The following is a 15,154-nucleotide window of genomic DNA, read 5'->3' on the forward strand; positions in this document are numbered from 1 at the left end:
GAGCAGTTCGGACAGATGTCATCTCGATCACCACAGTAGTTAGTCTGCCCGATCACATGTTACCGATGGAGATTGTTCTTTCGACCGACGTGTGACAGCGGCGTCGCCATGGGTGAGTGTCGAACCGGCTCCTCGCTGCGGTTGAGGAGACCGCAGCCGTCGATCAGGGAGCCTGCCCGTAAATGAGGTTGCGCTGAATTTCGTTCGCCCCCTCGTAAATAACTGGGATGCGGGCGTCGCGGAAGACGCGGGCGATCCGTCGCTCGTCGAGGATCGAGCGGCCGCCGTGGAACTGCATGCCCTGCTCGGACACGTCGACGGCCGTCTCGGTTGCCTTCGTTTTCGCCATCGCAGCCCAGTACCCCGCGTTGTCTTCGTTCGTGACCTTCTCGCGGGCGCGCCAGGTGAGCGTCCGGGCGCTCTCGAACTCGAGTAGCATGTCGGCGAGGCCGTGCTGGACGGCCTGAAAGTCGCTGATCGTCCGGCCGAACTCCTCGCGGTCGTGCGTGAACTCCCAGGCCTCCTCGATGGCGGCCGCGGCGATGCCGAGTCCGTGGCCGGCGACGGCGACGCGGCCGTGATTGAAGAAGTCCGCGAGCAGCATGAAGCCGTCACCCTCCTCGCCGATCAGGTTTTCCGCCGGAACGCGGCAGTCGTCGAACTCGATGTGCGCCTGCTTCGAGGCGCGCATCGCCATCTTTTCCGGGATGTGTTCGGCCTCGTAGCCGTCGGTATCGGTCGGGACGATGAACATCGAGTGATTCCCGTAGGGGTTGTCCTCGTCGTCCCCGGTGCGGGCGTAGAGCGTCACCCAGTCCGCCTCGACGCCGTTGCCGATCCAGTACTTCTCGCCGTTGATGACGTACTCGTCGCCATCTTTCTCCGCTCGAGTCTGCATCCCCGAGAGATCGCTGCCTGTGTCGGGTTCCGAAACCGCCAGTCCCGAGCGCTGTTCTCCCGCCGCCACGGGTCGGATGTACTCCTCGCACTGCTCGTCGGTACCGTGTTCGTACGTGATCTCGCAGCCGAAACTCGCCAGCTGCAGCGTCAGCGCGATTCCCGCGTCGGCCCGGTAGAACTCCTCCGTGATCGCGAGCAACTGCGCCAGATCGAGCCCGCGGCCGCCCCACTCCGCCGGAATGTCCTGTGCCACGAGGTCGGCTTCCTGACCGGCCTCGAGGATCTCCTCGGGGTACTCGCCGGCCTGAAAGTATTCCTGCGCATTGGGTTCGATGTGTTCGCGAGCGAACTCGCGGGCCTCGGCCTTGACGTCTCGAGCGTGCTCAGGCACGATGCTGTCGTCGAGTAGCTCCATATCCCGCGAAACGGTCGCGCGGTGCAAATAGCCGCGGTCGAACAATGCAACCTGAGAAACCGCTGTGCCCGACGCGGTTCGACGGCCCATTGCCGGGTCGTCCTTAGCCGAGCATCCGTGCGAGATCGTCGACGGATGCCGCCGCGTCCGCGTGGTCCTCGAGCTGGGTGAGATCCCAGACGAGATCGGCAAGCAGGTGGGCGTAGAGAACGGCGCCGGTGACGATAGCGAGGGGAACACTGGCGATGGCGATCACCGGGACCGCGATTCCGGCCAGGACGACGTGGCTCAACAGACGCGAGAGGACGCCGACGTCACCGGGATCGAAAATCTCCGACTGGTCAGCGACGGCCGCACCCGGATCGGTGAGACAGAACCGAACGGCGTCCCAGTCGCCGGTTTTGAGACGAGCGATGAGAAAGTGATCGAGGTCGATGAAGACGCCGACTGCGGTGCCGTAGGCGACGACGGCCGCGGCGGGGACCGAATGACCGAAGAGCGTTATCGACGGGAGCAATGCGGTCAGAACCCCGGCGACGACAAGCGACACGGCTGCGTGGTGTTTCGAGTAGATCGAGGGTCACCTACGGGCGGTGACGACGCGGGACCACAAAACCGTCCTGCCTCTTTCCGGTTCTGGACGCCGCGGCCGTCCCGTCGCCGCTCGAGACTCACCCGGCGAATCCCGACAGGAGCCACTCGTCGCCGTCGCCCTCGTCGTCACCGATGCTGGGCGCGCTCACGAGGACGAACGCGCTTTCGCTGTCACCGTTGCGGATCTGTCGGGTCGACGCGGGCGGGATCCACAGCGCGTCGCCGGTTTCCATTGAGACGGGTTCGTCGTCGACGACGACCGTCGCCTCCCCCTCGATGAGGACGTAGATTTCCTCGTGGTCGTTGTCCGTGTGATCGTGGGGCTTGCTCTTCCAGCCCGGATCGCAGCGAGCCACCGTGACTCCCACCTGCTCCGTCTCGAGCGGATCGCTCAGAACGTGCATCGCACTCGAGACCTGCTCGACCTCCTCGTAGTTGACCTTCCGGTATGTCATACGGACCCTTACGTGAGGACGACAGTAAAACTATACTGTTGACTGGCTTTGGTCGCGGAATTCGCCGAGATCGTCCTGTCACTCTACTATCATGATCGCCGGGTACTGGTATGTGCGGTCTGCACCGTCTCGATTCGTCTACGCTGAATCGGCATTCAATTCGCCCTGCGGTCCTACCCCTGAGCGAGCGGATCGAAACTATCGACCGGCATGACCGAGTAGTCGACCGTCAGCGCGTCCTTGGTCGCTCGAATCTTCCCGACGAACGCCGAGATATCCTCGAGTTCTCCCTCGAGGACGAACAGTTCCATGCAGTAGTGGTTCCCAACGTGGCTGTGGAAGTTCGACGCGACGAGACTCTCGTGTTCGTGGCGCAGGTGCATCATCCGCTCCTCGACGCTCGTCGTCTCGTAATCGAACAACACCGTGACGATTCCCATCAGGTCCCGCTCTTCCAGCCGAGTGTCCTCAAACTCGCCCAACAGGTTTCGCGAGGCCTCTCTCACGACTTCGCTCCGACCGGTGTACCCGTGCTCTTCGGCGAACTGATCGAGCCGTTCTAAGAGTTCGTCCGGCATCGAGACGCTGACAACTGCCATATAATAAACTGACCGCTACAGCTATTAAGGATTATCATCACGAACGGCCGTCGATGTGCGTCGAGAACCGACCGGGACAGCGGTGCTCGCTCCCAGTTTCGCCGTCTGCCCCTCCAGTTCAAACGTGCTTCCGTGGAAGCAAGTCCTCGAATTCCTGGGCCGCCAGCCATTCACAGAGCTGGACGAGCTGATCACTCGCCGCCTCGAACAGTTGCTCGCCCTTCGCCGCCGTCGCATCCGTCTGATCGCCCAGCACGCCGTTGGTCGTATTGTCGGCCGCGTCGTAGAACGTTCGCGAGCCGTGTTTGACCGTCTCGGCCGCTTCGACGTCCGGGATTCCGGTGTCTCTGGCCTCCTCGAGTCGGTCGTCGTGAACCAGCTCCGGCTCGAGGTACTGGATCAGCGCGGTCTCCTTCGGACCGCCGTGGGGGCCGTTCTGTTCGAACAGGTCGTCGACGAGTTCCGGGATCGAGTCGTTCCACATCCACTCGATGGCGTACGCGACTTCGTCCTGCCGAAGGCGTGCTCCGACCTCGCGCAGGTGGGGGACGTTCCCGCCGTGGGCGTTGACGTAGATCACCCGATCGATCCCGTGGGACGTGAGGTTTCGCGTCAGCGACTCCATGTACTGTCGGAACGCCGGCGGCTCGACCCACATCGTCCCGTGGTACTGCCGATGGTGGCCGCTGACGCCGATATTGATCGTCGGCGTACAGAGATAGCCCGTCCGATCCGCGACCGCCCGCGCGAACGCTTCGCCGATCAGGTGATCGGTCGCCTCCGGCAGGTGCGGCCCGTGCTGTTCCGTCGATCCCAGCGGGACCAGTGCGAGCGATTCTGATTCGAAGTACGACTCGAGGTCGGGCCACGCTTCGTCGCCGAGGTACATGGAAGGATTTCGTGTGCGAGCCACCAATAACGTGTTGTCGACGGCAGATCCGCGAGCGAACCCGGTCCGGAAACCGGTCGCAGTACCAGCGCCGAACCCGGTGGGGCCGGGACGCGAATTCGGGACGCCAGCGGTGTCGACGCGGCGACATCGGTAATTGTTGGTTACCGAGTTCGGCGGTGTTCGTGGCTGCTCCCGGTCTCTCTGCGCGATTCGTTCCGTCAAGGTGTACGGACCGACGTCGAATTCCAAGAAGTATTTCGAACGATCGGCTAGGAGACGCTCGTTCGTCCAATTCCTTCGCCCCACAGTTGGAGCATCGAGATCCGTAGAGTGCTGGCAACGACAGCCACTCATCGTATCGAAATCGGCCGCGTTCGGCCGCAATATCTCCGTCCCGTCCGACGGCCCGCCGACCGGCCCCTATGAGTGAAACTGGACAGGTTTGGCCGGTCGGTTCCTCCAGTCGTTTCCACTCGATTGATAACTGTTCGCCGCCGATTCCGAACTCGGTTACAAAGCGCGTTTATCGCCCGCCCGCTCGAGGGTCATTTCGCGATCACTGGCCGGAAACGCTGTCGTCTGGAGCCGAACCCGTCACGAACTGTCACGGTACGGTCGTCGCGCAATTCGCCGTAACAGACACTTCAATCGTCGCGGCGACAGTGATCGGAACAGGTTGGTTTCGTGACTGATTAATACGCACTCAATTACGAAAGGCGGGCGGCACCAACCACGACTGCACATGGCACCACTGTATCCCGCTCAAGCACAGGTTCCGGACTGGCTACAGGACCCGATCGCGGAGTTGATCACGTTCCTCCCGCGGATCGTCGGCGCGCTGGTGATCCTCTTCATCGGCTGGATCGTCGGCCGACTGGCCGCGGGCGTCGTCCGACGGATCGCCGACGGCGTCGAACTCGACCGGATGGTCCTCGAGACGCCGCTCGGGCGCATCCTCGGCGGCACCGAACAGGCCGTCTCGAGCGCGTTCGGCTCGCTGGCGAAGTGGTTCGTCTACGCGCTCGCGTTCCTCGCGGCCGCGAACGCGCTGGCGATCCCGTTGCTGTCGGAGTGGATCGCGACGGCGGTCTCGTACCTGCCGGCGTTCATCGCGGGGCTGCTCGTCATCACCATCGGGTTCGTCGTCGCGGACTTCATCGGTGACGCGATCGAACGAACTCGCGCGGCGACCCAGACAGCCTACACCACGTGGTTCGCGACCGGCGCGCGGATGTTCCTCTACTTCACGGCGATCGTCATCGGTCTCGACACGATGGGGATCGACGTCGGCATCCTCTACGTGTTCGCCCGAGCACTCGCGTGGGGTCTCGGCGCGGCGATCGCCATCGGTGCCGGCATCGCGTTCGGCTGGGGCGGCAAGGACTACGTCGCCGAGAACATCAGTGGCTGGATGAGCCGAACGAGCAGCGTCACCCCGAGCGAGGACGAGTCCAGCGGGAGCCGATCCCGAAGCAGCGAGCGGGCCGGAAGCAGTCCGAGCACCGACCGCGAACCTGGATCCGAGCCCGGTCCCGGGCCGAGCGACGACGACGACTGATCGCACGCGTCGAATCGCGCAGTCACGCTCGCGATCGACGCTGTCGGTACGGTATCAATCACAGTCGACGCTGTTGGCGCAGTACCCGCGCGCGGCCGATTCCGATCGGTCGCGACTCACCGATCAGTCGGCTTCGATTTCGGTCGCGGCTCGAGCCGTCGGATCGTCGGCCTCGTCGGGCGGAAACAGCGGCTTGACCGGGACGATCACGTGGGCTCTGACGAGTCTGTCGTCGTGTCGTCGCCACTTTTTCAGATGGGCGATCGAGTGCGAACCGCTGTACCCGTCCTCGATGCGCTCACAGATCGCGTCGAACTCGGCCTCGTCGAACAGTTCTGCCGAGACCCTGTCCGTCTCAACCGCGACGCTCCCGCGCCGGGCGTAGACATCGAGACGGCCCTCGAACGCGTACTCGAGATCCTCGATCCAGCCGTGGACCTCGCCGACCGACGGGCGGTCCGGGGCGGTCGGAAAGGTGATCGACGCCCGATACTGGTCGGGACGCTCCCGGACGTGGCGCTGCCAGAGTCGCCCGAAACGCCCTGCAGTTCCGGTGCCGGGCAACCCCGAGACGACGTTGGTGAGTCTCTTGGCCGCGGCCGACGAATACCGGCGGAGGAGTGTCCCGGCGTCGGCGCCATCGCGTTCCCTCATTCGTTCTCACGTTCGAGTTGCGGGCATCGGTAATACGTCCTTTGTTGTGGGAGATGGTCGGACGGCGAGACTGTCACTCTATCGAGGCGATCGTCGCTTCGCGAGAGTTTTGTACAATCCGTGACTACCGCAGGACAGAATGCCTCGAACAGGCCGCAGCCGCTCGATTCTCTTCCTCGCCGGCTCCGTCGCGATCGTCGCCCTCGGCGTCGCGGGTAATACCGGCTTTGACTCCCCCTCCGAACGATTCCCGCGCTCCTCTTGATCGCGCTCGGCGTTGCCGGCGTCACCAGGACGACCCAGGAGTACAGCACGACACAGCTCCGCCACACGGCGAAGCGATGGTGGCTGCTTGCGTTCGCGACGTTTCTTCCCTACGCGCTGGCGACCGCTCCCGCCAGCGAGTCGGCGGCCGCCGTCGGCGACGCGTTCGCCGGTCCGGTTGCCAGCCTCGTCCTCGAGTCGGTCGCCGGCGCGACGGTTCTTTGTGCGGTGTCGATGACGGTGCTGTACGGCTTCGCCCGGTACGGTATCCATCCGGGACGGCCCACGCCGGAGGAGCGCGTCCTCGCCGACGGCGGCGAGGAGTAACGGCTCTCGACGAGCGGCCTGTACTTGCGTCCGTCCGCCGACCGCGATGACGGGGCGCTGAAACCGGCGTACAGTCGAGACCGGCGGCGCTGGACTTATCCGTTCGAACGGCATCATTCGTCCAATGACTGAACGGGTGGAACCGGCGGATTCCGCGCCCTGGAGCGATGGTGGAGATCAGTCAGGGTTCCAGTGGTACCGAACGCTCGTCGACACGGTCGCGGAGGGAATCTTCCAGCTTGACGCCGACGATCGGATCGTCGCGATCGACGATACCCTGCTCGAGCTGACCGGTTACGACCGCGAGGCGATCCGCGGCGAGCACATCTCGCAACTCGTTGGCGGATTCGGAACCGACGCACTCGGGGGCGATGAGAACGGTTCGGGTAGCGATGGGGACGCGGATAGCGATCCGGGTTCGGATGGCGACGGGGACGCAGATACAGACGGGAACGCAGGTACTGACGGGGACGAAGGGAGGGACGGGACAGCGAGCGATGACGAGGGTGGCGTCACCTCGACCGAGGGAGTAATCCGGACGGCCGCTAGCACCGAAATTCCCTGCGAACTACGCCTCGGGACGGTGCCTGCCGACGACGGCCGGCGGGGGACGGTCGGCGTCGTTCGCGACCTCGAGTCGCGACCGTCCGAGGGCGCGTCGCCGGCGGAATTGGAGACGGGCGAGAGCGCAGACCGGCCGGTCGAGCCGGTCGCGGCGTCCGAGTCCGGCTCGTTTCGCTCGTTCGAATCGATTACTGCAGTGCTCGAGGGGGCTGATGTGGGCGTTTTCGTCCTCGACGAGGGGTTCGACGTCGCGTGGGTCAACGACGCGATCGAGCGATACTTCGGCCTCGACTCGACGGCGGTGGTCGGCCGGGACAAACGCGAGCTACTGGACAAGATCATCGCCGAGCGGGTCAGCGATCCGGATCGATTCGTCGAGACGCTCAGTGCGACCTACGATGACAACAGCGACACCGAACGATTCGACTGTCACGTGACGCCGAGCGAGGACCGGGAGGAACGCTGGCTCGAACACCGAAGTAAACCGATCGACTCCGGCCCGTACGCGGGCGGACGCGTCGAACTCTACTACGACGTCACCGAACAGCACCGACGCACCTACCAGCTCCGCCGGCTGAACGAGGCCGTTCGCGAGTGGCTCGAGACCGGGACGCGCGAAGCAGTCGCCGAGCAGGCCTGTCAGCACCTGTTCGATATCCTCGACCTCGAGATCAACGGCGTCTTCCTCTATGAACCGGAGCGAGCGACGCTCGAGCCCGTCGCCTGGTCCCAGCCGGCAGCGTCCCTGTTTGAGGAAATTCCCACGTTCGCGGCCGGTGAGGGGATCGCCTGGCACGTCTACGATACCGGCGAGCCGGCGATCTACGATGACGTGACGACGGAGTCGAACGTCTACAATCCGAAGACGCCGATCCGAAGCGAGATTTGCCTTCCCCTCGGGACCCACGGCGTCGTCATCATCGGCTCCGAGGAGCGGACTGCGTTCGACGAGGCCGATCTCTCGCTCGCGAATATCGTCGCCTCGAGTCTCGAGGCGACCTTCGACCGGATCGGCCGCGAACGGACGCTCGAACGTGAGCGGAGCCAGACCGAAACGCTCCTCCAGACCGCACCGGTCGCGATCTCGGTCGAAGACGCCGACGGCGAGACGGTGCTGGCGAACCGTCACGCGCAGACCGAACTCGGACTCGGCGACCGCGATCCACTCGGCGAGACCGAGTTGCTCGCCGCGCTGGACGTCTTCGATGCGGACGGCGAGCCGATCGATCCCGAGACCGGTCCCTCGGCGCGCGTCAGAGCGACCGGCCAGCCGGTACGTGACGAGGAGTTCGTCGTCAAGGACCCGACCGGTGACCGAACGTGGTTCTCCATCACGGCCGTTCCCGTCTTCGGGCCGGACGGCTCGCTCGAGCGAGTCATCTCCGCCGGCGAAGACATTACGACGCTCAAAGAACAGGAACGCCGCCTCGAACGGCGCAAGCACGAACTCGAGACCGAACTGAGCGAGATCCTCGGACGCGTCTCAGACGCGTTCTACGCGCTCGACGACGAGTGGCGCTTCACCCACGTCAACGATCGCGCCGCGGAACTGCTGGGCCACACGGAGGCGGAGCTTCTCGGTGAGACCATCTGGGAGGTGTTTCCCAACGCGACGACATCCGATCTCGGCGACCGGTATCGCGAGGCGATGGAGTCTCAGCGCCCGGTCTCGTGGGAGCGGTACTCCGGCTCACTCGACATCTGGATGGAGATTCAGGCGTATCCCTCCGAGACGGGGCTATCGGTATACTTCCGAGACGTTACCGATCGGAAACGTCGCGAGCGCCAACTCGAGCAGTACGAACGGATCATCGAAACCGTCGAGGACGGGATCTACGTCCTTGACGGGGATGGCCGATTCACCATGGTCAACGACGCGTACGTGGCGCTCACCGGCTACGATCGCGACGAGTTGATCGGAAGCCACGCCTCGCTCGTCGTCGACGAACAGGTGATGGACCACGCCCGGCAGGTCGCGGAAGACGAGAGCGACATGCCGACCGTCGAGATGGATCTCGAGACCGAATCCGGCGAGCGACGGCCGGTCGAAGCGACGGTCACGTCGATCACCACCGACGAAAGCGGGTCCGAACGGATCGGCGTCGTCCGGGACATCACCGAACGGAAGAAACGCCAGCGCAGGCTCGAGGAGAGCGAGCAGCGCTACCGCACGCTCGCAGAGAACTTCCCGAACGGTGTCGTCGCCCTGTTTAACGAGGAGCTACGGTACACGGCCGCGGGCGGACAGCTCCTCGACGATCTCGACATCGATCGAGCGGCCGAACTCGAGCAGACGATCTACGAGCGGTATCCCGACGAGCTAGTGACGGAGATAGAGCCCCACTTTCGGGCCGCTCTCGACGGCGACGAACGCTCCTTCGAGGTGACCTATCGCGGTCGAACCCTCCGTGCGACGACGCTGCCGGTTCAGACCGGCGGCGAGGTCTCGAGCGGTATGCTCGTCGTCCAGGACATCACCGAGCGGACGGAGTACCGGCGCAAACTCGAGGAGTCGAACGAGCGACTCGAGCAGTTCGCCTACGCCGCCTCCCACGACCTCCAGGAACCGCTTCGGATGGTCACGAGTTACCTCCAATTGATCGAACACCGCTACGGCGACGAACTCGACGCGGACGGCGAGGAGTTCATCGAGTACGCGGTCGACGGTGCCGAGCGGATGGCGGCGATGATCGACGGCCTCCTGGAGTACTCCCGCGTCGAGTCGCAGGGCGATCCCCTCGAGCCGGTCGATCTCGACGATGTTCTCGCCGACGTCCGCGAGGATCTGACGGTCAGGATCGAGGAGCGAGACGCCGAGATCACGGCGGAGCCGCTTCCCGTCGTCGCGGGCGATGCGAGCCAGCTCCGACAGGTGTTCCAGAACCTCCTGGCGAACGCGATCGAGTACAGCGGGGACGAGCCCCCGCGGATCCACGTTAGCGCCGAACGGAGCGGCAGGGAGTGGGAGATTTCGGTCCGCGACGAGGGGATCGGCATCGATCCGTCGGCCCAGGATCGGATCTTTCAGGTGTTCCAGCGCCTCCACAGCCACGAGGAACACGAGGGAACCGGGATCGGCCTCGCGCTCTGTCACCGGATCGTCGAGCGCCACGGCGGCGAGATTCGCGTCGATTCCGAGCCCGGCGAGGGGTCGACGTTCTCGCTTACCCTGCCCGCCGTCGACGAGACCGAACCGTCGTCGCCGGCGTCGGAATATAGTAGCCACTGAAACGAATTACATACTGATCGCAACGCCGTTATGCGATCAGGTATACACTGGCGTTCAGTGGCTGCTATAGCCGTAACACCGATTCAAGCGATCGATTCGAATCGACTGCAGTCAGTCAACAGCTATATATTCGAGCACCTACTCGACCCGGCAAAGCGGTGCACGACGTGATTCCGACAATACGCGGTTCGGATGGCTCTCTGCTTGCCGCCTCGCTCGCCTGTTTCGCCGTCGCTGGCGTCGCGACCGCCGCTGCTCTCGACGGGCTCGGACTACTGCTCGGAGCGACCGGGCTCGCCGTCGTCGGCGTCTACTGCGTCGCTCGCTACGCCCAGTCCGTCTCCCGACAGACGCTCGCCGTCACGGCACTGGCGCTGTGGGTCTCGTTTCTCGGGGTTGCCGGCGCTCACGCCGTCGGCCTCGAGTCGATCGGCTCCATCGCACCGGGTCCCGCTGAGGCGACGGTCGTCGCGCTCACCGCGGTCACGTGGGCGACGCTGCTCGCCGCCGCCGCGTCGACGATTTTCCTTGGCTTCCGCGAGTATGGCTCCCCGGCTCCAGCAGCGGAACCCGACGACCAAATGTTCGACGGCGATGCGTCAGATTACTCGACTCGATAGCTGACGGCAATTCCTTCTCCCAGCGGGACGACGACCGTCTCGAAGGCCGGATCGGCACGAACCGTCTCGAGGTAGTCGATGACCCCCTGCGTGTGTTCGGTACAGTCGACGGGAGCGCCGCCCTCGGCCCACTCGAGCAAGTCTTCGAAGTCGAGGACGCTCGCCGTGATCGCGTTGTCGGCGACGACGACGCCGCCGACCGAAACCTTCGAGCGGACGGCCTCGAACGCGTCCGCGTACCGTTCTTTCTGGTGGTCGATCAGGACGACGTCGAAGGGGCCGTCGGCGCGATCGATCGTTTCCATCGCGTCGCCGAGCTCGTAGCGTGCGATTCCGTCGTAGCCGCCCGAAGCCAGGTACTCGCGGGCGAGTTCGAGTTCGTCCTCGTCGACCTCGGTGAGGACGATCTCGCCGTCCGCGGGAAGGGCGTCGGCGACCCAGTAGGCGGAGTAGCCGTAGCCCGATCCGAACTCGAAGACGCGCTCGGCGTCGCTCAGTCGGGCGACGAACCGGAGGAACGCGCCGACCGCGGGGCCGACGTGGGGGAACCCCTCGGCGGCGGCGAACTCGTCCATCTCGATCAGGGTTTCGTCGGGATCCGGGCCGACGGCGCGAACGAAGCGGGCGATCTCGTCCGTGAGGACCTCGGTCATACGCGAGAATACGATCGCCAGCCTATAGGGTTCGGGGAGCCGGACGCGGTCGTTCCGTCCCACTCGTCCCGTCATCCGCGTTCCGCACCCGACGGATGCCTACCGGTTCCGACTCGCGAGGAACGAGACGCGATCGGGATGTTCGTCGAATCGCTCGAGGACCCGTTCGTAGAGATCGGTTACCCGTTCGAGCGGTCGTTTTTCACCCGCTGTCCGTTCCGCGGGTGGACGAGGTGTCGATCCCGTCAGCCGCGGTGTCGGCCACCGCTGCGGGTCGCTGTCTGAAACGCGAGCCACCGGCGAGGATACTCTTTTTTGGCTCGAGACCGTCTACCAACCAGATATGTCCGCCGAACACCCCCTCGTTGACTCCGTCGACAATCTGGTGTACGAGCCGGTACAGGTTCACGAACACGGGATCGACCTGACCGTCGGTGCGATCTACGAGGTCGCCGCTCCCGGTCGCATCGACTTCGGCGGCGACGAACTCGCGGAGGCCGACCTCGAGCCGGTGCCGACCGAACAGGAGAGCCCCCACGACGAGTACGGCTGGTGGCACCTCGAGGGCGGCCAGTACGTGATCCAGCACAACGAGTTTCTGACGGGGCTGGAGGGAGCAGCACAGCTCCAGGCGCGCAACGAGCTGTTGGCTCGAGGAGGCTCTCATCCCTCGATGCACGTCCGAGACCACCTGCCATTGCTGCCGCTGTCGGTGGCCGACGGCGGGCTCCGACTGAAGGAGAACGCGCGGGTGTCGACGCTAATGGAACTCCACGGCAGCTCTCAGTGACTCCGCAGTCGGTTTCGGTCAGCGGCCACTGATTTTGTCGCGGTTTGGCGGTTCGGTGAATACGTGTATCAGTAACCGTGTGAACGGTATAGCGGGTTCTGAGTGGATCCGTGTGAGAAGTGTCCTGCCATCGGTCGAGAGACGAAGACGGCGAACGATATCGATCCCGTTGAGCGGTGCTACTGCCCGTCGTATTCGGGCTCGCGATCCTCGAGGAAGGCGTTCACGCCTTCCGCGTGATCGTCCGTCTCGAAGACGATCCCCTGTGCGACCGCCTCGTCGGTCAGGGCCTGTTCGAGCGATTTCTCGAGGCCTTCGCCGACAAGTCGATTGGCGTGTCGCAGCGCGATCGGCGGGCCGGAGACGATCTTCTCGACGAACTCGTCGACCTGCTCATCAAACTCGTCGGCGGCGTAGACGTGGTTGACCAGGCCGAGGTCGGCCGCACGATCCGCGCCGAAGATGTCACCCGTGAGGACGAGTTCCTTTGCAACGTTTTCGCCGACGATCCGCGGGAGCAGGTAGGAGGTGCCGGCGTCGACGCTCAGGCCGACCTGTCGGAAGACGAAGCCGAACACCGAGCGGTCACTGGCCAGTTGCACGTCACAGCCGATGGCGAGGTTCGCGCCGGCACCGACTGCGGGGCCGTCGATCACCGCGATCGTCGGGATCGGACAGTCGACCAGCGCGGTCATCATCTCTTTCGTTCGCTGCTCGAGGCTGCGTGCCCGATCGTCTGCAGGGATGTCTTCCTCGAGGGCGTCGACCATTCGATCGACGTCACCCCCGGCCGAGAACGCACCGCCAGCGCCTTTGATGACTACACAGCGGGCGTCACTGCCCTCGATCTCCTCGAAGGCCGCGACGAACCCGTCGTGGATCTCTGCCGAGAAGGCGTTTCTGCGGTCGGGCTGGTTCAGCGTGATCGTCGCGGGGCCGTCGTCTTCGATATCGAGAAGGACCGCGTCGCCGAGCGCCATTATTCGGCCACCTCCTCGTCGCCGTCCTGCTCACGGAGTTTGAACTTCTGGACTTTGCCGGTGGTCGTCCGCGGCAGTTCCTGAACGAACTCGACCTCTCGGGGGTGTTTGTACTCCGCGAGATTGGTCAGGCAGTACTCCTTGATCTCGTCTTCGGTAACGTCGGCGTCGGGCGTCCGGACGATGAAGGCCTTGATCGTCTCGCCGCGGCGCTCGTCCGGAATCCCCGCGACGGCCGCGTCGGCCACGTCGGGGTGTTCGAAGAGGAGTTCCTCGACCTCCCGCGGGTAGACGTTGTAGCCCCCGGTGACGATCATGTGCTTCTCGCGGTCGACGACGTAGAAGAAGCCGTCCTCGTCGCGGTAGCCGATGTCGCCGGTGTGGAACCAGCGCCGACCGCCCTCCTCGGTGAACGCCTCCTCGTTCGCGTCGGGCAGGCCGTAGTAGCCCTTCATCACGTTCGGGCCGGCGACGACGATCTCGCCGGTGATCTCGTGGAGATCTGCTTCCTCCTCGTCGACCGGTCCCTCCTCGACCGGGTCGATCTCGTCGAACTCCTCGTCGACGACCTTTGAGTCGACGCCCGGGAGGCTCTTCCCGATGCTGCCGACGCGGCGGCCCTCGATCGGGCTGTTGAAGTGGGTGATCGGGCTGGTTTCGGTCAGGCCGTACCCCTCGTAGATTTTCGGCTCGTAGAGCTCCTCGAACTGGCGGAGGACCTCGACCGGAATACCGGAGCCGCCGACGCCGCAGAGACGCAGCGACGACATGTCGAACGACTCGGCGTCGGGCTGGTTGATCACGTCGTTGTACATCGCCGGCACGCCGTGCATGATGGTCAGCTCCTCGTCCTCGATGAGCGAGACCGCCTCCTGTGCGTCCCACGAGGCCATCGGGTAGTACGCGCCGCCGTTGAACAGCGACGCGTTCATCACGACGGTCATCCCGTAGATGTGGAACAGCGGGAGGACGCCGAGCGATTTGTCGTCCGGCCGAATTCCGTCGGGAATGAGCTTCGACGCCACGTTCGCGTTCGACGCGAGATTGTTGTGGGTGAGCTGAACGCCCTTGGGCTGACCGGTCGTCCCCGAGGTGTAGGGCTGGACCGCGTCGTCGTCATCGGCACGGTCGGCGATTCCGGGATCACCCGGCTCGAGGAAGTCCCCGAACGCGGTCGCACCTTCGGCGTCGCCGCCGACGCTGACGACGTGTTCGACGCTCGTGTCGTCCCGCACCTCGTCGACGAAGGGGACGAGGTCGGCCAGCGCGACGACCACCTTGGCCTCGCTGTCCTCGAGCAGGTGGCCGATCTCGCGGGCCTTGTACTGCGGGTTCATCGGAACGACGACCCCGCCGGCGCGAAGCGTCCCGTGGAACGAGATCACGAACTGCGGTAAATTAGGGAGATAGAGTGCGATGCGGTCGTCCTCGCCGATGCCGCGCTCCTCGAGTGCCGTCGCGAACGCACCCGTTTGCCCCCAGAACTCCTCGTAGCTCGTCTCAGACCCCTGAAACCCGATCGCGGTGTTGTCGCCGTGTTCCCCGACGGCATCCGCGACATTAGTGACAAGATTTGTCATAGTCCGTGCAATAGGTTTCCGTGTACCGTAAAAAAGATTATTAAAGACGACGCCAGCCGTCGATCAGCGAACGAACGCGA

13 protein-coding genes and 1 pseudogene are annotated in these 15,154 nt (G+C 64.5%); 5 read left to right on the forward strand and 9 right to left on the reverse strand.

Annotation, left to right across the window (positions count from 1 at the left end):
• Positions 1-163: 163 nt before the first annotated feature.
• The 5 genes from CP556_RS19905 to CP556_RS19925 form a co-directional block, all read right to left on the reverse strand.
• Positions 164-1,315 carry an acyl-CoA dehydrogenase family protein gene (locus CP556_RS19905; RefSeq protein WP_098727196.1) on the reverse strand — a complete coding sequence of 384 codons (1,152 nt, stop codon included), beginning with the start codon at positions 1,313-1,315 and terminating at the stop codon, positions 164-166.
• 103 nt (positions 1,316-1,418) lie between these two features.
• Positions 1,419-1,865 carry a hypothetical protein gene (locus CP556_RS19910; RefSeq protein WP_098727197.1) on the reverse strand — a complete coding sequence of 149 codons (447 nt, stop codon included), beginning with the start codon at positions 1,863-1,865 and terminating at the stop codon, positions 1,419-1,421.
• Positions 1,866-1,986: 121 nt separating this feature from the next.
• Positions 1,987-2,364 (reverse strand): cupin domain-containing protein, encoded by a 378-nt coding sequence (locus CP556_RS19915; protein WP_098727198.1) that lies wholly within the window; start codon positions 2,362-2,364, stop codon positions 1,987-1,989.
• A gap of 173 nt (positions 2,365-2,537) precedes the next feature.
• Entirely contained in the window at positions 2,538-2,963 is a 426-nt protein-coding gene (locus CP556_RS19920) for a CopG family ribbon-helix-helix protein (protein ID WP_098727199.1), read from the reverse strand.
• A 118-nt stretch (positions 2,964-3,081) separates the two neighbouring features.
• Positions 3,082-3,852 (reverse strand): creatininase family protein, encoded by a 771-nt coding sequence (locus tag CP556_RS19925; RefSeq protein WP_098727200.1) that lies wholly within the window; start codon positions 3,850-3,852, stop codon positions 3,082-3,084.
• A gap of 745 nt (positions 3,853-4,597) precedes the next feature.
• Between CP556_RS19925 and CP556_RS19930 the strand changes: the two genes are divergently transcribed.
• On the forward strand, positions 4,598-5,413 hold the full coding sequence (locus tag CP556_RS19930; protein ID WP_098727201.1) for a mechanosensitive ion channel family protein: 816 nt from the start codon (positions 4,598-4,600) through the stop codon (positions 5,411-5,413).
• 123 nt (positions 5,414-5,536) lie between these two features.
• On the opposite strand, the gene CP556_RS19935 is transcribed toward CP556_RS19930, so the two are convergent.
• Positions 5,537-6,067, reverse strand: a complete 531-nt coding sequence (locus tag CP556_RS19935) for a hypothetical protein (protein WP_098727202.1) — start codon at positions 6,065-6,067, stop codon at positions 5,537-5,539.
• Between the two features lie 139 nt (positions 6,068-6,206).
• On the opposite strand from CP556_RS19935, the pseudogene CP556_RS19940 reads away from it, so the two are divergent.
• The 3 genes and pseudogenes from CP556_RS19940 to CP556_RS19950 all read left to right on the forward strand — a co-directional run bounded on the left by CP556_RS19940 (position 6,207) and on the right by CP556_RS19950 (position 11,071).
• Positions 6,207-6,658, forward strand: a pseudogene (locus CP556_RS19940) (hypothetical protein).
• 124 nt (positions 6,659-6,782) lie between these two features.
• Positions 6,783-10,451 carry a PAS domain S-box protein gene (locus CP556_RS19945; protein ID WP_098727203.1) on the forward strand — a complete coding sequence of 1,223 codons (3,669 nt, stop codon included), beginning with the start codon at positions 6,783-6,785 and terminating at the stop codon, positions 10,449-10,451.
• A 158-nt stretch (positions 10,452-10,609) separates the two neighbouring features.
• The gene (locus CP556_RS19950) at positions 10,610-11,071 is read left to right on the forward strand and encodes a hypothetical protein (RefSeq protein WP_098727204.1); all 462 of its coding nucleotides are present in this window, start codon (positions 10,610-10,612) and stop codon (positions 11,069-11,071) included.
• Here the strand turns inward: CP556_RS19950 and CP556_RS19955 are convergent.
• On the reverse strand, positions 11,056-11,724 hold the full coding sequence (locus tag CP556_RS19955; protein WP_098727205.1) for an O-methyltransferase: 669 nt from the start codon (positions 11,722-11,724) through the stop codon (positions 11,056-11,058). The two genes, CP556_RS19950 and CP556_RS19955, sit on opposite strands and share 16 nt — an antisense overlap.
• A 343-nt stretch (positions 11,725-12,067) precedes the next feature.
• Between CP556_RS19955 and CP556_RS19965 the strand changes: the two genes are divergently transcribed.
• A complete protein-coding gene (locus CP556_RS19965; RefSeq protein WP_098727207.1) occupies positions 12,068-12,514 on the forward strand; it encodes a dCTP deaminase/dUTPase family protein in 447 nt (148 codons plus the stop codon).
• 179 nt (positions 12,515-12,693) lie between these two features.
• Here the strand turns inward: CP556_RS19965 and CP556_RS19970 are convergent, their stop codons facing one another.
• Both CP556_RS19970 and CP556_RS19975 read right to left on the reverse strand, forming a co-directional pair.
• Positions 12,694-13,494, reverse strand: coding sequence for an enoyl-CoA hydratase/isomerase family protein (locus tag CP556_RS19970; protein WP_098727208.1), 801 nt, complete (start codon positions 13,492-13,494; stop codon positions 12,694-12,696).
• A complete protein-coding gene (locus CP556_RS19975; RefSeq protein WP_098727209.1) occupies positions 13,494-15,074 on the reverse strand; it encodes a long-chain-fatty-acid--CoA ligase in 1,581 nt (526 codons plus the stop codon). Before CP556_RS19975 ends, CP556_RS19970 begins: the two co-directional genes overlap by 1 nt.
• Positions 15,075-15,154 lie beyond the last annotated feature (80 nt).

Source organism: Natrinema sp. CBA1119 (genome assembly GCF_002572525.1).
GTDB lineage: Archaea > Halobacteriota > Halobacteria > Halobacteriales > Natrialbaceae > Natrinema.

Excerpts from the sequence above, each read along its gene's own strand:
- CP556_RS19905 (WP_098727196.1), bottom strand. The coding sequence starts at position 1,315 with ATGGAGCTACTCGACGACAGCATCGTGCCTGAGCACGCTCGAGACGTC.
- CP556_RS19915 (WP_098727198.1), bottom strand. The coding sequence starts at position 2,364 with ATGACATACCGGAAGGTCAACTACGAGGAGGTCGAGCAGGTCTCGAGT.
- CP556_RS19920 (WP_098727199.1), bottom strand. The coding sequence starts at position 2,963 with ATGGCAGTTGTCAGCGTCTCGATGCCGGACGAACTCTTAGAACGGCTC.
- CP556_RS19925 (WP_098727200.1), bottom strand. The coding sequence starts at position 3,852 with ATGTACCTCGGCGACGAAGCGTGGCCCGACCTCGAGTCGTACTTCGAA.
- CP556_RS19930 (WP_098727201.1), top strand. The coding sequence starts at position 4,598 with ATGGCACCACTGTATCCCGCTCAAGCACAGGTTCCGGACTGGCTACAG.
- CP556_RS19935 (WP_098727202.1), bottom strand. The coding sequence starts at position 6,067 with ATGAGGGAACGCGATGGCGCCGACGCCGGGACACTCCTCCGCCGGTAT.
- CP556_RS19945 (WP_098727203.1), top strand. The coding sequence starts at position 6,783 with ATGACTGAACGGGTGGAACCGGCGGATTCCGCGCCCTGGAGCGATGGT.
- CP556_RS19955 (WP_098727205.1), bottom strand. The coding sequence starts at position 11,724 with ATGACCGAGGTCCTCACGGACGAGATCGCCCGCTTCGTTCGCGCCGTC.
- CP556_RS19965 (WP_098727207.1), top strand. The coding sequence starts at position 12,068 with ATGTCCGCCGAACACCCCCTCGTTGACTCCGTCGACAATCTGGTGTAC.
- CP556_RS19970 (WP_098727208.1), bottom strand. The coding sequence starts at position 13,494 with ATGGCGCTCGGCGACGCGGTCCTTCTCGATATCGAAGACGACGGCCCC.
- CP556_RS19975 (WP_098727209.1), bottom strand. The coding sequence starts at position 15,074 with ATGACAAATCTTGTCACTAATGTCGCGGATGCCGTCGGGGAACACGGC.